The following is a 17,768-nucleotide window of genomic DNA, read 5'->3' on the forward strand; positions in this document are numbered from 1 at the left end:
ATACTACTTTTACGAAAAGAGGATCCCTTAAGATTGAGTCAGGCAGTGGAAAATCCAGATTGCATTTCATCCTCTACTCTACGGATTTCTTGATTGCATTGGGCTATCACATATTGTGGTATCGTGTCATAGTCACGAGGATCCAGCTGAAAGAGATAATCATTTTCAACATGAAACGATTCATTGATAAACTTTCTAATCACGTCATTAGAATGATTCTCATTGAATATTATTCGAAATAGCTGCATCTTTTCATAGTTGCTACTACTCTTTCTATACAAATCTATTAGCAGAGTTACGTCCTGTGTTTTTTGATACTCATTCTCATAAGTAAAATTTGGAATCCGACTTCGGATTTCCAGTGACGCTCTCTCAATCTCCGTATCCGTCATCTCACGAAATGTTCCATCTTCGCACTTAACCGTTGGATTTTCCCTCCTATGGAAAACATTTGAGGCCAGTTGCCAAGCAATCCCCTTATCCCCTTCCATCTCCTGCAAACGACGAAAATACACTAGCTTATTCAGAGAATCAATATTCGAGACAAATGCAGCTTCCGCTATATTCACGAAAGATTTTATGTCTTGCCCACGGATGGGCAGTTCGACAAGCTCCCCATCTTTATTCGACAGAAAACTCGCTGTAGGAGACGGTTCAATCTTTCCCGACATATTCTTGATAGCATCAATAACAGTACCGAATTCGTGAGTAAAGAGCAGGACGGTACTATTTTTAAGGCTCGTCTTCCCCATAAATAGCATGTTCAAAATAGCAAACTTCTTGTTTCCATCAAAAGACGATATCGGATCATCCAAAATCACCAAGTCAACATTGTTACTAATGGTTTCATACATAAAAAGCACTAGAGCAAACGCGTTTCGCTCTCCGTAGCTGAGATGCTCGTTAGCATTCTCAAGACGACTATTGCTATCGATATGCCTTAGCAACAAACGATAATTGCTATCTTCTTCATATTCAATTGAGACTTGATACTTGTAGCCAGCATAAAACAAGAAGTCATTTATTTCTTTACTATATTTATCAATTGTATTTTTTATGTGCCTCTTTTGCTGATTAACCTGACCCTGCAGTCTTCCAGCTACTTCAATCACCTTATCCAATCTCGAGTTTAGTTCTTCTACTATGTTACCCATCAGCTCTGATTGCAGATTAGAGCATTCTGAAATCGAAATTCTGTACTCTGCGAGCGCATCTCTTATACTCTCAGAGTATTTGAGCGTGTGAAAACCAAGAGATTTCAACTTATTCAGTTGTTGCAGTACATTATTAGCTTGGTCTTTAATCTCAATCAAGTACTTAATTTGATTATCTGTTAGCCCTATAGAGCTCTTATATATTTGTGTAAGCTTGGTCGTAGTGTCAGTTGACAAGTATGGCTTCAGACCATCAAAAACTGTGAGTAGACGAGTCAGCTTTGTAACTGAGTTGCGATCGTATTCATTTCCTACGTCTAAAATAGTGTCTCGATGCGACTCCTGCAAATTGCTAGCACAATACGGACAGGTATCCGCGATTTCGAGGTACTCTTTGCCTGCAAGCTGCCATCTGAGCCAGTCGACATTTGAGGGTGAATGTAGATAGGGTTCATAGACTTCAAGACCACTAGGAATATTATCTATATTATTACCTTTACCAAGTCCCTTAGCTATCTCTCCAGCTTTAGAGTATCCACTTTTAGCTTTACCAAAACTACGTACGAAAGTTTCAAAAACATAGATTAAATCCCCCAAATCAGAGTCTTCAGCAAATGAACTACTTACACAACTGATCAACTCAGCAATCTCAGATTCGTATCGGTCATAGTTAGCAGTTTTAACAAAAATCTCAAAGCTATTCTTAATAATCTCATCTGCTTGAAACACATAACTTTGAACGTACTCTTCATCAAAAACAGCTACACTTCGAAATCTTTCATACCCAGATAGATCGGGCTCTACCCCAGAATCAGTTTCGCGAAACTTAAACGGTATTAGTTTCTTTTTCTCCTCATCATTGCCTGACAAAAACGCTTGAAGCGCCTTGGAAATAGTAGTCTTGCCGGTACCGTTAACGGCATACTTAATGTTCAGACGATTTTCTTCTATAACAACGATACCCTCGTCTACACTATTGCAATTATTTATTTTTATTTCCATACTCACAGCCCTCTCAAACCCCGTCAAACATCACTCTAAAAGAATGTTTAGAATCACACCACTATAACAAACATTACGGACTTCAATGCGACTTCTGAACAATACCTCATAGACCAGCCACGTATCACATCGGACACTTCTTTATGATGTGTTGCAGACAGAAGCGGAGATAGCTCAATGTCGATGGAAGGATTTCCCAACTTATGAACATGAAGAATAATGCATTTACAATCGGTTTCACTGCCGTGATAACTTCTTCTCACACATAAACCATAGTATTTTTGTCTCTAATAATGACTTCTCATCATAAATACACAAACATGGCGTCTAACCATGGCGTGCAATCCACATAATAGAACCAAGCTTCCACAAGTCGTATCCCACACCTCGCGCTCGTGATATTAGGGAACTACATAGAAGCTTCTCGCTTATACGGCTTGACGTACGGAAAGGCTGTTCTGTAACGTGGCAAAATTTTAGTATCAGAAATCCAAATTCACACGACGAACAGGTTACCTCTCCCGAGAATCGACTGTTAATTACAAAGAATTACAGCATTACAGCCATACCATTTTCAGTGTGTTCACAAATAGATACGCTCTGATAGAGACTAAAGTCCAACTAATCTCAGCGAGAGTGCTGGGAATAGAACCTGGCTAGTATTCCAAGCGTGTAGGACCTATACAGGATTCTAAGTGTTGTCATCCTTGGTAAAGAATGGCGACTGTAACTCACTCAGAGCTTCAGCGTCGCAAGAATTTCGTCGCCCACCATCTCATCGTCTTCAACGAACCCAAAAGATGAGTACAGCCTCCGCGCGGCAGTATTCTCTGCCCCATAGGAAATCCAGCAGACTTCAGCATCTCCAAATGGCGATGATTTTATAAACTCTATCGCCAGTTCCACTGCTTTCTTGCCATACCCCAAGTGCTGATGTTCTTTCCCTATTAACACTCGCAATATGCCATAGTTATTTCTGGCAATGGTTAGACCACTATCCCATGATGCAGCTCGCCCATAGCTGATCATGATAAAGCCAACCGGCAAATCACCAGCATAAACGCCAAAAGGAAAAACCTTTGCGTCACTATTACGTAGAGAGTATGCCTCCGCTAAGCTAACTGCATTAGTTGCAACAAAACGACTTTGGTCATCATGAACTGTAAGTTTCAGAATTTCCCAAATATTAGATTCGTTAATTTCTTCTAAATGCAGCATTGATGCACTAAGCTTTCCAGGCTTACTCCCACTCAATAGTCGCCGGCGGCTTGGAAGTCACATCCAAAACCACCCGGTTCACATCAGGCACACTGTTAGTGATCCGGTTAGAAATCTTCGCCAAAATATCGTAGGGCAGGCGGGTCCAGTCAGCCGTCATCGCGTCCTCGGAAGAAACCGGTCGCAACACAATCGGATGACCATAGGTACGACCATCGCCCTGCACGCCCACAGAACGCACATCCGCTAACAGCACCACCGGGCACTGCCAAATCTCCTCATCCAGACCAGCCTTAGTGAGCTCTTCACGCACAATCAAATCCGCTGCACGCAGCGTCTCCAACCGGTCAAAAGTCACCTCACCAATAATGCGGATACCCAGGCCGGGGCCGGGGAAAGGCTGGCGGGCAACAATCTTTTCCGGCACGCCCAGCTCACGGCCAATCATCCGGACCTCATCCTTGAATAGTTCACGCAAGGGCTCCACCAGAGAGAAGCTCAAATCATCGGGCAGACCGCCCACATTGTGATGCGACTTGATATTCGCAGTGCCCTCGCCACCACCAGACTCAACCACATCAGGGTAAAGCGTGCCCTGCACCAAAAACTCGATATCCTTGCCGTCAGCGCCCGCCTGCGCAATCATTTCCCGCTGAGCGGCCTCGAAAGAACGAATGAACTCACGGCCAATCGCTTTGCGCTTAGCTTCCGGCTCAGTCAGGCCTGCCAGAGCGTTCAAAAAACGCTCAGACTCATCAATCGTGACAACTTTAATGCCCATTGTGGCGGCATAATCGCGCTCCACCTGCTCACGCTCACCGGCTCGCAACAGGCCATGATCAATGAAGAAGCAAGTCAGCTGATCGCCTACAGCTTTGTGGACGAGGGCGGCCGCAACGGAAGAATCCACGCCGCCCGAAAGCGCGCAAATCACCTGCTTATCCCCCACCTGGCGGCGAATCTGCTCCACCTGCTCATCAATAATATTGCCGGGCGTCCAGGTCGGTTTCAGACCGGCACCCTCATACAAGAAGTTCTCCAAAGCGGACTGGCCATAAGCTGAATGCTTCACCTCAGGATGCCACTGCAGACCGAACAGTTTACGCTCCCGATTCTCAAAAGCGGCGACCGGCGTCTGATCCGTCGATGCGGTCACCGTGAAACCCTCGGGTCCGGCCTGAACCGCGTCCCCATGACTCATCCACACGGACTGCTCCAGCGGGGTGTTCGCAAACAGGCAGGAACCCTCAGACACCTTAGTTTCGGTGTGCCCGTACTCGCGGGTGCCAGTGCGGCCCACCTTGCCGCCCAAAGAAGCGGCCATCACCTGGAAGCCGTAGCAGATCCCCAACACGGGGACGCCCGCCTCGAACAGGCTGGGATCCACATTGGGAGCGCCCTCGGCATAAACCGAGGAAGGACCGCCAGAGAGAATAATGGCGGCCGGGTCTTTCTCCAGCATTTTCTCCACACTCATGGTGTGGGGAACAATCTCAGAATAGACGCGGGCCTCCCGCACCCGGCGGGCAATCAGCTGCGCATACTGGGCGCCGAAATCGACGACCAAGACTGGGCGTTCATTAGTACCGTACTGGTTTGAGTTCAAAGCATTCGTAGTCACCCGTATAGATTACCTGATTCCGAGGGTTCCGCGCCCACTACCGCACATATTTTTACAGCGAAACAAAATCTGAGTACAATCATCAGGCAACCTGCCGCCAACAGTGTAGTGGCAGCAGAAATAGTTGCCCCAGCTAGACGTCATCATACGCCAGGAGAAGGCATGAACTTCCTCGCCAAACAAGGATTCCACTCGAAACAGCAGCTGTCCGCATTCCTCACCGTAGTGTTTTCTGGACAAATCATTTACTCAGCTTTCGAGAGTTTCAAGATTCCTTTCTACCAGCGCATTGTTGACTACTACGGCCTCACCGACCAACAGTTCGGCCTGCTGTTCACCATGCTGGGGACAGCCGTGTTCTTCTACATTCCCGCCGGCTGGATCAACAACCGTTTCCATGTTCGCCATGTCCTCATGACCGGCTTAGCGTACCGTCTGGTGACGGCACTGATCATGATTTTGTTCCGCCCCAGCTTCACCATCATGCTGATTATTACTTTCACCTGGGGTGTGTGGGATGCCATCTTCTGGCCAGCCGTCCTGAAAGGAGTCGTGCTCTTTTCAGGGGAAAACAATAAAGGAATCGGCTTCGGCGCACTCACTGCATTCCGCGCCGGCGGAGAAGCCCTCCTGAACGGGATAGCCATCGCCACGCTTGCCCTCTTCAGCGGCATGATGCTGGTTTTCCAAAGCATCATGGTGATCTATGCGCTGCTGACTTTGCCCATGATTCTGTTCATCTACCTATGGGTGCCGAAAGATCCCGCGAAAGACGGCGAAGTCAGTGAGGATACCGAGGTGGTCGCAGTCTCCAGCAAAGAAGCCTTCCAAGGTCTCATCCAAACCCTCAAATTCCCGCGTATTTGGCTGGCCGGCCTCGTCGGTCTTTGCGTGTACTGGGTTTACACCACTTTGGTTTACACGACACCGTTCTTTGTTCGCGTCTACCAGATGAGTGAAACCACAGCCAGCACTTACGCAACCGTGAACGCCCTCGTCCTCGGCCTCGGTGGCGGCCTGGTCGGCGGCTACCTAGCTGACCATATCTTCAAATCCAGCACTCTCACCTTGGGAATCACCATGCTGGCGTCCGGAGCGGTCCTGTTTACGCTGATTATGGTGCCGGGTGAAAAATCCTGGACGGTTCCCGCACTCATCATTATTTCCCTCTCCGCTTTTGTCATTATGATGGCTAAAGCCCTCCAACAGGCGCCCGTCGCGGAACTTAACCTGCCGCATGAGCTGGTCGGCTCCGCCATGAGCGTGAACTCTTTTATGGCTTTCGCTTCAATTCTTTGGGCTTTGCAGCTCAACGGCTACATTCTGGACAGCTTGCCGGGCGACCCGAAGACCGCATTCAACTACATTTTCATACTGATCACTGCTGTCGCTGCGGTCGGGTCCGCTTCCGCTTTTGCACTCCTCTACTTAAACCGACGGGCTAACAAGCGGGAGATTCTCTCTGACCAGCGCACCCAGTAAGAGATCGTCTCAACGCCGGCCTGACTGTAGCTATTTGCTTTCGTGACCCCTAGCTTCCTCAGTGACCGCTTCCATGAGGACCGGGATAATAATCCGGGCGTGCTCACTGGGATCAATCAGGTTTTCAGTGCGACCACTGGTCAAAGCTGCCTCCGAGGCGTGACGAAGCAAAGCCACAATCGTCTCGGTGATAGCGCGGCGGTCGCCCCGCAGTTTCAGGCCGAGGGCGCGCAAAGACAGCTCCAAGAAACTACCCAGCTCCTGATGGAAAAGCTCCCGCGGGACCGCAAGTTTTTGACGTAGCTCCGGTTTGCGAACCATCAATAATGCCAGCTCCGACTGGATCAGATAGAAGTCTTTCCCCAAAGGGATGGCGGCCAAAAGTTTTTCCGCAATCTCGCTCAACGACAGGGCATTATTCGGGTTCTCAGCCAAGACCCGCTCCCATGCCTCCTTCAGGCCCTCTTGCAGTTTTGCGAACTCTTGGGCGGAAACAATAGTGAGAATGTCGTAAATATCGTCAAAGTTTGAATAGAATGCGCCGCGGGTAAATCCTGCCCGCTCTGAAATTTCTTCCACCGAGGTGGCAGCAACACCCCGCTCAGCGATGAGTTCACGCGTCGCGGAAACCAGCTTTGCCCTAGTTGCGGCGCGTCGCGGGGTCACAATCTTTCCTGCACCTCGCCCAGATCCAAGTTGAATAGTGAAACTTTTCACGGTCTTCCCTTCTTTCCACGAAACATTGTCTCATGTATCACCCTGCGACACATTGCCGACATGGATACAGGAGTGTATCGTTTTTATTAATGATACTCGAAAGGAATAATCGTGAAACGACTATCCGGAAATAGAATCGCAAACGGGATTATTATCGCAGCAGTTATCTGCGTCCCCTTGCTCTACAGTGGTCTCCTCACGTGGACTTACGAAGACCCCTTGAACCGACTTGATCGGCTTGACGCAGCCGTAGTGAACCTAGACTCTCCCGCTACCGCAACCACCCCCAGCGGGGATGAAAAACGGATTGATGTGGGCACCGAACTCAGTGACCGCCTCACCCACCCCAAAGATGATGAAGAAGTCGGTTTCAACTGGAAACTAACGGATCAAAAGACCGCCCGTGACGGCCTCACCAACGGCACCTACCGTGCAGTCCTCACCATCCCCGCCGGATTTTCTAAAAACCTCACCGGCCTAGCCGGGGATGACGCAGATAAAGTGGAGCCCTCAGTCCTAAAACTAGATACCGATGACGGGGTCAACTACCTAGCCGGCACCATGGCGCAAAGCGTCTCCCGAGAGTTAGAAAACATCGTTGCCGGGGATGGCGCAGAACGCTACATTGATAACGTCCTCGTCTCCATTGACAGCATCCACGAAGGGATGGACGAAGCCGCAGACGGCGCCGGTAAGCTTGAAGACGCTACCGGGGAACTCTCTGAAGGAGCAAAAAAGCTCAGTGACGGCACCGAAACTCTAGCCGACGGTACTAGGCAGCTAAAGAATGGGGCCCAGAAACTGGCCAGCGGTAACCATGAACTGGCTCATGGCACCACCCGCTTGGTCACCGGTTTACGTGAACTAGCCTCCGGCGCGGTCCAGTTGAACTCCGCTAACGGCCAGATTGCGACCGGCGCAGTCGCCCTCAATGAAGGCGTCCAGAAACTAAACAGTGGCACGCAGCAAGCCCAGGCCGGCGCGAAGCAACTATCCACCGGCGTGCACGGTTACACCGGCGGCGTTGACCAACTAAAGAATGGCGCCGCCGCCCTCCTAGCCGGCATGACAACCTCAAACGACCCGAGCACACCCTCGTACGTAGCGGGCTCCCAGCAGCTAGCTCAAGCTCTCCAAGCTGGAAACGACCCCACCAACCCGACCCTACGCGACGCCACCGGGCAGCTGGTGGCCGGTAGCGTAAAGTATGAAAAGGGCCTCCAGAAGGCCGCCGCCGCAACCAAACAGCTGCAACAAGGAGCCCAACAGGTGGCAGGCGGCGTAGACCAGTTGGCCGCACAGATGAAACTTAGCGACCCCGCCACCACCCCAGATCAGCCCAGCTTGGCTGATGGTGCACTAATGCTGGCGAACGGTTCAGCTCAGCTCAGCGCTGGCGCCGACCAGGTGAATCAGGGCGTCGGTGCAGTCGCTAAGCAGTTCCAGCCTGGCATCGTTGACGGTAAGCCCTCCCTCTACTCTGGGGTTAACGCACTACATGACGGCACCAAGCAGCTGAAATCTCAGACTCCGCCACTATTTGCCGGCATTGCGAAAGTCATTGCACAACTATCCCCGGGCACCGACCCAGCGCAACCAACTCTGCGCGATGGCGTGGGACAACTGGACGCCGGTTTGAAACAGCTCAAGACCGCTACCGCTCCCCTCGCTGCCGCCGATCAGCTTCCCGCGCAGGTAAACCAATTAAAGACCGGGGCGGGGCAGCTAGCGGCCGGCGCGCAGGCAGCCCAAGCTGGCGCCGACCAGCTCCACACCTCGCTGGGCACCCTCAGCCAAGGCACTGACGCAAATGCGCAGATTGTTGCCTCACTGGTGAAGCTCTGCCAGGCCCTCCCCACCGATCCGGTTTGCACCCAGCTTGACGCAGGTTTACGCGCCAAAGGTATTCCAGGAATTCCCGGCTGGTCACAACTGGCTAACCAGGTGAAAGGCGGCGCAACCGCCACCCAGGCTGGCGCCGGTAAAGTAGCGGCCGGTAACCAGAAAGTAGCCGCGGGGGCAAATCAGCTCAACCAGGCAATCATTAAAGCCGGCCCCCAGCTAGAGAAACTGGCGCAAGCCTCCCAGATTCCCGCAGCCGTGACGCAGCTGGAAGCTGGCTCCGCCCAACTGGTCCAAAAACTAGATGAAGCCGCTACGCAGGCGAAACCGCTTGCTGCCGGAGCAACCGCACTACAGGGTGGCATTAGCCAGCTAGATCAGGGCAGCACTCAGCTACTCGATGGCATGAAAGCCAGCCAGCCGAAGCTACGGCAGCTCTCCGCCGGTAGCACTGAGCTGGCGAAACAGCTGAAGGTACTCTCCGCGGGGGCTAAGCAGCTTTCCGACAAGGTGAACGCCGCAGCTCCCCAAGCTGCGCAGCTCAGCGCCGGCGCACATCAGCTCTCTGCCGGCCTCGGCCAGCTGGATACTGCTTTCCAGTCAGCTGACCCGGCGCAGGCACCGAACACTCTGCTGGGCGGCTTCGCGCAGCTAAAGAACGGCATGAACCGTCTCGATGCCGGCGTAGCAAAGGCTGGCGCCGCAGCGCAGAGCCTGCATGAAGGCCTGACCACCCGGATTGTTCCGGGCGTTCGTAACCTGGCTGGCGGCTCCGCCATGTTGGCTGACCGTTCCGCTGAGCTAGTTTCCGGGGCGGATCGCCTAGCCGCCGCTTCCACTCAGATTGCGGATGGCTCTCAGCAGTTGGCTGCCCAGACCCCGCGTTTGGCGGATGGAGCGAAGCAGGCTGCCAGTGGCGCGACCCGCCTCTACGGCGGCTTGGTGACCGCACAAGATGGCGGCAAGTCCTTGCAGTCTGGCGCAACGCAGGCGGCTTCCGGCGCGAACACCCTCGCCAATAAGCTGGGTGACGCACACTCTGGTGCGCGTGAACTAGCTGACGGCTCTGAGCGTTTGGCGGATGGCTCCCAAAAGCTCAATGAGGGTGCCGACACCCTGGCGGAAAAGCTACAGGAGGGAGCGGATAAGATCCCGAGCTTCTCTGATGCTTCAGCCGCTGCGGTAGCGAAGACTGCTGGACATCCGATTAAGGTCGATAGTCAGCGCCTCCATCCGGCTTCCCATAACGGCATCGGTTTCGCCCCCTTCTTTATCGCTCTGGCACTGTATGTGGGCTCCATCGCAATGTTCTTCGTGTTCCCGGCTTTGGACGCCCGCCGCTTCAAGAACGAGAAGTGGTGGCTGTCCGCAACCCGCTCCTTCACTACCACGGTGCTGCTGGGCATCTTGCAGGCACTCGCGGCAGTTGTGGGTCTGCAGTTGCTTCTGGATTTGAATGCGCAGAACTTGGGCACGCTCACTGCAATCATGGTCTTGGCTTCGATCTGTTTCGTTTCCATCAACCAGGCTTGCGTTGCCACCTTGGGGTACCGAGGGCGTTTCGTGTCGGTCGTGCTACTGATCTTGCAGATTTCCTCCATGGGCGCGACCTTCCCGATCGAGACCGCACCGAAGTTCCTGCAGATTATTTCGCCTCTGCTTCCGATGACACACTTGGCTGCCAGTATCCGCACCAATATTGTGGGCGGCGGAATCCCGCTCTCCCACGGTCTGCTGGTAATCCTGTTGTGGACGGTAGTTTCTTGGATTCTGACTCTGTGGGCTGCTAAGGCCCGTTCAGCTCAGCGTCCGCTACCTTTCGATCCGGCTTTGGCCTTCCCTGGTACGGCCGCAGAGAAAGCAACCGACCGTCTCTCAGTGGTGTCTCCTGAGCGCGTCTTGCTCCGCATGGAAGAGCCGAAATAAGCCTTCATCCACGCGGCACCCTGCGCTAGTGCAGAACCAGTGAATCGCCACATTGTTCAATCCGTAACATTGTGGCGATTCACATAGGTCTGGGGACCCATATTGGACTGGAACGTACTAACATTGGCAACGGAAAGACTATTCACACCATTTTCTTTTGGGAAGGAATCCTATGTCTCGCAAATTGTCAGTGTTGACTGTTGCCCCCGTTGAGGCCCGCGACGCCGTAATCAAGGGACTCACGCAGATTCTGGAGGAAAAGGGCCAGTCCGTTTCCCTGTTCCGGTATTTGACGAATGAGCGCACCCTGCAACTGGGTGAAGGCATGCCCACTGGTGCAACCTACAAGGCTTTCCTTTCTGACCCTGACGCGAAGATGACGGAGATTGTGGAGAAGTTCCGTCAGTTGGATTCCGACGCTATCATCTCAGCCGGTTCTGATTACGCTTTCATTGGCGGCTGGGATGAGTTCGGCACCAACCTTGACATTGCGGTGAACACAGGTTCCCCGGTGCTGCTGGTGTTGTCTAACCGGCACGGCTGCCCCTGCCAGGGGGTGCGCACCGCACTGGCTACCGCTCAGGCTCATCACGCGACTGTTGCGGGCGTCCTAGTCGTGGATGCGGGCAACCCGGAACGTAAAGCCAGCCACCTGAAGGAAGAACTAGCCCACTTGAACCTCAGCATCGCTGCTGTGAATGAGCTTTCAGCCGACACTGCCGCGCAGACGCTGCGTGAGGCTTTCGGTGATCAGCTGGATGCTTTGCTGGACACTCAGGTTTCTGGCGTCGTTACTCCGCTCCAGTTCCAGTTGGACCTGGTGGAGCGAGCCCGCCAGCACAAGCGGACTATTGTTTTGCCCGAGCCCGAGGATGACCGCGTACTGCAGGCTGCCGACCGGCTGCTGGCTTTGGATGTGGCGAACCTGATTTTGATTGGTGACGAGGAAGCTGTCCGCGCCCGCGCCGCAGAGTTGGAGCTCAACATTGATGCCGCCAAGGTCATTTCGAACCATGATCCGGAACTGGTAGAGAAGTACGCCGCTGAGTTCGCTAAGCTCCGCGCCAAGAAGGGCGTCACCTTGGAGCAGGCCCGTGAGAAGGTACAGGATGTGTCCTTCTTCGGCACCATGATGGTGTACTTCGGTGACGCTGACGGCATGGTTTCTGGCGCCGCCCACACCACGGCTCACACCATTGTCCCCTCCTTCCAGACCATTAAGACAAAGCCGGGAACTTCCATTGTTTCCTCTGTTTTCTTGATGCTGATGCCCGATCAGGTGCATGTTTACGGTGACTGTGCGGTGAACCCGAACCCGACTCCGGAGCAGCTGGCTGATATTGCGATTTCCTCTGCTGAAACTGCCGTGGCTTTCGGCGTGGATCCGAAGATTGCGATGATTTCCTACTCTTCCGGTAACTCCGGTTCCGGACCTGACGTGGACGCCGTGAAGGAAGCCACCGCCATTTTGCAGGAGAAGGCCCCAGAACTAGTGGCGGACGGCCCGCTCCAATTCGATGCCGCCTACGACCCGCACACTGGCGCTTCCAAGATGCCGGGCTCCCCGGTAGCTGGACAGGCCAATGTTTATATCTTCCCGTCCCTGTCGGTCGGTAACGCCCTTTACAAGGCTGTGCAGCGCACTTCAGGGGCGACCGCTGTAGGCCCGATCTTGCAGGGCTTGAAGCGTCCGGTGAACGACCTGTCTCGCGGCGCCCTAGTGGAAGACATCGTGAACACGGTAGTTATCACCGCTGTTCAGGCACAATCCGTCGAGGGCGGCTCCCTCGCAAAGTAACGGTTTTATTACTGGACTTTCGTAAACCCCAACCCTGTTATACAATCCATTCCGTAAAGATAATTTTAAACTATCTTTACCTGTTAGTTAAAGGAACGTCATGACCCAACGCACCGTGCTTGTTATCAACTCCGGTTCTTCCTCCATCAAATACCAGTTGGTGGACCCGGACCAAGGGACCTCCTTGGCTGTTGGTCTAGTTGAGCGTATTGGCGACACCGGCCGAATCGAGCACACTTACAATGGCGAAGAAACCGAGCTGGACGTTCCGATCCCCGATCACGGCGTGGGACTGCGCTACGTCCTCGACCTCTTTGAAGAAAAAGGCCCCAACTTGGCAGAAGCCAATATTGTGGCCGTCGGTCACCGCATCGTGCAGGGCGGCAAATACTTTGATGGTCCGGCCGTAATTGACACTGCCGTCCACCAGAAGATTCGCGACCTGAGCCCGCTGGCACCCCTGCACAACCCGGCACACCTCAAAGGCATCGAAGTAGCTATGGAGCTACTCTCCGACGTTCCCCACGTTGCGGTCTTCGACACCGCCTTCTTCCAGCACCTCCCAGCCGAAGCAGCTACTTACGCGCTGGAAAAATCTGTTGCCGAAAAATATGAGATCCGCCGTTACGGCGCTCACGGCACCAGCCACCAGTTTGTTTCCCAGACAGTTAGCGCAAAACTAGGTCGCGACGACCTCAAACAGATTGTGCTCCACCTAGGAAACGGAGCTTCCGCCTCCGCCGTCGTAAACGGTGAAGCGGTAGAAACCTCAATGGGTCTGACCCCGCTAGAAGGACTAGTCATGGGTGGACGCACCGGGGATATCGACCCGGCAGTGGTCTTCCACTTGGTCCGTCAAGCCGGCATGACCATTGATGAGATTGATAATTTGTTCAATAAGCAGTCCGGGATGAAGGGCTTAACCGGACGCACTGATATGCGAGAGATAGCCAAGTTGATCCAGGAGGGCAACCCGGATGCACGCGCCGCAATGGACGTTTACGTGCACCGCCTTTTGAAGTACGTCGGCTCCTATACAGCGATTATGGGTGGCCTAGACGCACTTACCTTCACGGCTGGCATTGGCGAAAATGACGCCAAAATCCGGACCTACCTGTGTGATCGTTTGGCCTTCATGGGTGTGAAGCTGGATGAAGAAAAGAACCAGACTCGCTCCAAGGAACCACGCATTATTTCAACCGAGGACTCTGCTGTAACAGTCCTAGTGGTTCCCACAAACGAAGAATTATCAATTGCCCGTCAAGCAATGACGGTTATTTAGCCGAGGAGGCAATCCAGACTTTCAGTGTAGAGGCATGAACTAGTTTTCATGCCTCTTGCTGCTCTGGACACAAGCTCATGCAAACCAATAACAACAGCAGTGCTACTGCACCCCAGACCCTGCCCGGAGAAAACTCAGACAACAACCAGACCGCCCCCAGCGGAAACCGCCTAGAGCGTGGCCTACGCGCCCGCCACCTCATGATGATTGCGATTGGCGGTGCCATCGGCACTGGCCTGTTCGTCGCTTCCGGCGCCACCATCAGTCAAGCTGGCCCCGGCGGCGCACTATTGGCCTACACGGTGATTGGCGCCATGGTGTTCCTACTCATGCAGTCACTAGGCGAAATGGCCGCCTATATTCCCGTCGCTGGCTCCTTCCAAACCTACGCCAGCCGTTTCGTTTCCCCTTCCTTCGGCTTCGCCATCGGCTGGAACTACTGGTTCAACTGGGCGATCACCGTGGCCGCAGAGCTGGTCGCAGCCGCCCTCGTCATGAGGTATTGGCTACCAGAGGTTCCCAGCTGGATCTGGTCCGCTATCTTCTTAGCCATCCTCTTCGTCCTCAACTACCTGTCCGCTCGGGCTTTCGGCGAAGGCGAGTTCTGGTTCGCCGCCATCAAAGTGGTCACCGTCATCGTTTTCCTGATCGTTGGCGTCGCCATGATTCTTGGCATCCTTGGGGGCTCCTCCCCCGGCTTCTCCAACTGGACGCTAGAGGAAGCACCCTTCGTTAATGGCTTCGGCGGTATCCTCGCCGTCTTCATGATCGCTGGCTTCAGCTTCCAAGGCACCGAACTGGTGGGCGTCGCAGCCGGCGAATCAGAGCACCCCGAACGGGATATTCCCCGCGCGATTCACGCCGTATTCTGGCGCATCATGCTGTTCTACGTGGGAGCTATCGCAGTCATTGGGTTCTTGATTCCCTACACCAACCCGAACCTCCTAGATTCCGATGTTTCCGCTATCGCTATCTCCCCCTTCACCATTATTTTCCATAAAGCTGGCGTGCTGGCGGCAGCCTCAGTGATGAACGCAGTCATCCTCACCTCGATTCTTTCCGCCGGTAACTCTGGCCTCTACGCCTCCACCCGAATGCTGTACGCCCTCGCCCATGAAGGCATCGCCCCGGCCAGCTTCGGAAAAGTGAATCGGCGCGGCGTGCCCGTCAATGCGTTGCTGGCCACCACCGCGGTAGGTGCTTTCTGCTTCCTCACCTCACTAATCGGTACCGGCAGTGCCTACACTTGGCTAGTGAACATTTCAGGCCTCTCAGGCTTCATTGCCTGGCTGGGTATCGCCTGGTCACACTACCGCTTCCGCAAAGCCTTCCTCGCGCAGGGGCACACCCTCGACGAGCTCCCTTTCGCAGCCCGCTTCTTCCCCTTCGGCCCCATCGCCGCCCTCGCTCTGTGTTCCATTGTGGTAATCGGGCAAAACTATGAGGCCCTCTTCGTGACCTTCGACGTGTGGGGAATCATCTCCTCATACCTGACAATCCCGATCTTCGCCGCACTGTGGATCGGACACCGGATGGTCAGCGGAACAGGCTTCGTGAAAGCCACCGAAGCTGACCTCTCACGCGAGAGCAAACTGCGTTTCTGATACCCCACGCCCTAGCGGCAATAATCAAAACAGTGAGATAATAGCGGCATGGATTTTCGTAATATTTACCGTCATGGTCTAATCCGCGCCGCCGCCGTCACCCTCCCGGTGACTCCGGCTCAGCCCGCCAAGAACGCTGAAACTATTATCTCAGCTGCCCGCGACCTCGCCCAGCAGCACACTGCTTTAGCGGTCTTCCCGGAGCTTTCCCTAAGCGGATACGCCCTCGACGACATTTTGCTAAATCAGGTGCTGCTGGATGAGGTAGATGAGGCCATTTCCACAACCTTGAAACAGACCGCTGAGCTGATGACCATCCTAGTGGTGGGCGCCCCCTTACGGGTCGGCAACCGCCTCTACAATTGTGTCCTCACCATGCACCGCGGCACTATCTTGGGTGTCGCCCCGAAATCCTATATTCCTAACTACCGGGAGTTCTACGAGAAGCGACACTTCGCCCTCGGCACCGAAACCCCCGACTCCTGGGTGGAGGTCGCGGGACAGACCGCACCTTTCGGCACCAACCTGCTCTACATGTGCGAGGATGTGCCCGGATTTACCCTGTTCACCGAGGTCTGCGAAGACATGTGGGTGCCCATCCCTCCCTCCGCGAAGGCCGCTTTGGCGGGCGCGACCGTCCTGACCAATAGCTCCTCATCCCCCATCACGGTAGGTAAGTCAGATGATCGGCATCTGCTCTGCCAGTCAGCTTCCTCCCGTTGCGCGGCCGCCTACCTCTACTCTGCTGCCGGTGAAGGCGAATCCACCACAGACCTGGCTTGGGATGGCCAGACCATGATCTATGAGAACGGACGTCTCCTAGCGGAATCTGAGCGTTTCGCCGCCGGAATCACCTACTCCATTTCAGATATTGACGTGGAGCGTCTCCATTCGGAAAGAATGCGCAATGGCTCCTATGATGACAATCGCGTACAAGAGCTAGAAGCCACCGATTTTGTGCAGGTCAAGTTTGAGCTGGAACCGCCGACCACCGAAATCCCGCTGATTCGCAGCATCGACCGGTTCCCCTTCGTCCCCGACGACCCCAGCCAGCTGGAACGGGACTGCTATGAGGCCTACAACGTGCAGGTGCACGGCCTGGTGAAACGCCTGCAGGCGATTGGCAACCCAAAAATCGTGATTGGCGTATCGGGTGGCCTTGATTCCACGCATGCGCTGATTGTGGCTGCCCGGGCGATGGACTTGCTGGGTCGCCCCCGCACCGACATCTTGGCTTACACTATGCCTGGTTTTGCCACCTCTGATTTCACGAAGCAAAACGCCATCGACCTATCGCAGTCACTGGGGGTGACTTTCTCAGAGATTGATATTCGTCCCGCTGCGCAGCAAATGCTTTCCGACATGGGTCATCCCTACGCTGAAGGGGAATCGGTCTACGATATTACTTTCGAGAATGTGCAGGCAGGTCTGCGTACCGACTACCTGTTCCGACTTGCGAACCATCAAGGCGGCATAGTTTTGGGCACCGGTGACCTCTCAGAGCTGGCACTGGGCTGGTGCACTTACGGCGTGGGCGACCAGATGAGCCATTACGGCGTCAACGCGGGAGTCCCAAAGACCTTGATTCAGCATCTGATTCGCTGGGTGGTTTCCTCCCACCAGTTCGGTGAGGACACCAACCGCACCCTGCTAGCCATTTTGGATACGGAGATCAGCCCGGAGCTGATTCCCGCGAAGCCGGGTGAAAAACCCCAGTCCACGCAGGCGAAGATTGGCCCCTACCCGCTGCAGGACTTCAACCTGTACTACATGCTGCGTTGGGGGATGCGCCCAGAGAAGATTGCTTTCTTGGCCGAGGGCGCCTGGGCGGACAACAGTCGCGGCGAATGGCCTGCCGGCTTCCCCGAGGATGAGAAGGTCGCCTACCAGCTGCCGGAAATCTTGCACTGGGAGCGTTTGTTCATGTGGCGGTTCTTCTCCTCGCAATTCAAGCGTTCAGCGATGCCGAATGGCCCGAAAGTGATGGCTGGCGGTTCCCTGTCGCCGCGCGGTGACTGGCGGATGCCTTCCGACGTGTCAGCACTCGCCTGGGTGGACCGGATTGACCGCTTAGCGGCGGAACTAGGAATCGAGATTACTTCCGCCTAGCGGCGGTAAATAC

At 54.1% G+C, this 17,768-nt stretch carries 10 protein-coding genes; 6 read left to right on the forward strand and 4 right to left on the reverse strand.

Features of this window, described 5'->3' with window-relative positions; translation table 11 throughout:
- Window positions 1–38 precede the first annotated feature (38 nt).
- The 3 genes from BM477_RS02755 to guaA all read right to left on the reverse strand — a co-directional run bounded on the left by BM477_RS02755 (window position 39) and on the right by guaA (window position 4,995).
- Entirely contained in the window at window positions 39–2,156 is a 2,118-nt protein-coding gene (locus BM477_RS02755; RefSeq protein WP_245792846.1) for an AAA family ATPase, read from the reverse strand.
- Between the two features lie 735 nt (window positions 2,157–2,891).
- On the reverse strand, window positions 2,892–3,374 hold the full coding sequence (locus tag BM477_RS02760; protein WP_075361141.1) for a GNAT family N-acetyltransferase: 483 nt from the start codon (window positions 3,372–3,374) through the stop codon (window positions 2,892–2,894).
- 22 nt (window positions 3,375–3,396) lie between these two features.
- Window positions 3,397–4,995: a glutamine-hydrolyzing GMP synthase gene (guaA, locus tag BM477_RS02765; protein ID WP_245792830.1), complete on the reverse strand. Its 1,599-nt coding sequence runs from the start codon at window positions 4,993–4,995 to the stop codon at window positions 3,397–3,399.
- A gap of 108 nt (window positions 4,996–5,103) precedes the next feature.
- Here guaA and BM477_RS02770 point away from each other — a divergent pair, with 108 nt between their 5' ends.
- Window positions 5,104–6,477, forward strand: coding sequence for an MFS transporter (locus BM477_RS02770; RefSeq protein ID WP_143230182.1), 1,374 nt, complete (start codon window positions 5,104–5,106; stop codon window positions 6,475–6,477).
- Window positions 6,478–6,507: 30 nt separating this feature from the next.
- Here the strand turns inward: BM477_RS02770 and BM477_RS02775 are convergent, their stop codons facing one another.
- Window positions 6,508–7,194, reverse strand: coding sequence for a TetR/AcrR family transcriptional regulator (locus BM477_RS02775; RefSeq protein WP_075361143.1), 687 nt, complete (start codon window positions 7,192–7,194; stop codon window positions 6,508–6,510).
- Window positions 7,195–7,305: 111 nt separating this feature from the next.
- Between BM477_RS02775 and BM477_RS02780 the strand changes: the two genes are divergently transcribed.
- From BM477_RS02780 to BM477_RS02800, 5 genes are all read left to right on the forward strand, one after another.
- Window positions 7,306–10,962, forward strand: coding sequence for a YhgE/Pip domain-containing protein (locus tag BM477_RS02780; RefSeq protein ID WP_075361144.1), 3,657 nt, complete (start codon window positions 7,306–7,308; stop codon window positions 10,960–10,962).
- A gap of 172 nt (window positions 10,963–11,134) precedes the next feature.
- Window positions 11,135–12,760: a phosphate acetyltransferase gene (gene pta, locus BM477_RS02785; RefSeq protein WP_075361145.1), complete on the forward strand. Its 1,626-nt coding sequence runs from the start codon at window positions 11,135–11,137 to the stop codon at window positions 12,758–12,760.
- Between the two features lie 100 nt (window positions 12,761–12,860).
- Window positions 12,861–14,042 (forward strand): acetate/propionate family kinase, encoded by a 1,182-nt coding sequence (locus tag BM477_RS02790; RefSeq protein WP_075361146.1) that lies wholly within the window; start codon window positions 12,861–12,863, stop codon window positions 14,040–14,042.
- Window positions 14,043–14,119: 77 nt separating this feature from the next.
- Window positions 14,120–15,646: an amino acid permease gene (locus tag BM477_RS02795; protein ID WP_084543665.1), complete on the forward strand. Its 1,527-nt coding sequence runs from the start codon at window positions 14,120–14,122 to the stop codon at window positions 15,644–15,646.
- 48 nt (window positions 15,647–15,694) lie between these two features.
- A complete protein-coding gene (locus BM477_RS02800) occupies window positions 15,695–17,755 on the forward strand; it encodes an NAD(+) synthase (RefSeq protein ID WP_075361147.1) in 2,061 nt (686 codons plus the stop codon).
- Window positions 17,756–17,768: the final 13 nt, after the last annotated feature.

It is taken from the genome of Boudabousia marimammalium (assembly GCF_001936115.1).
Lineage (GTDB): Bacteria > Actinomycetota > Actinomycetes > Actinomycetales > Actinomycetaceae > Boudabousia > Boudabousia marimammalium.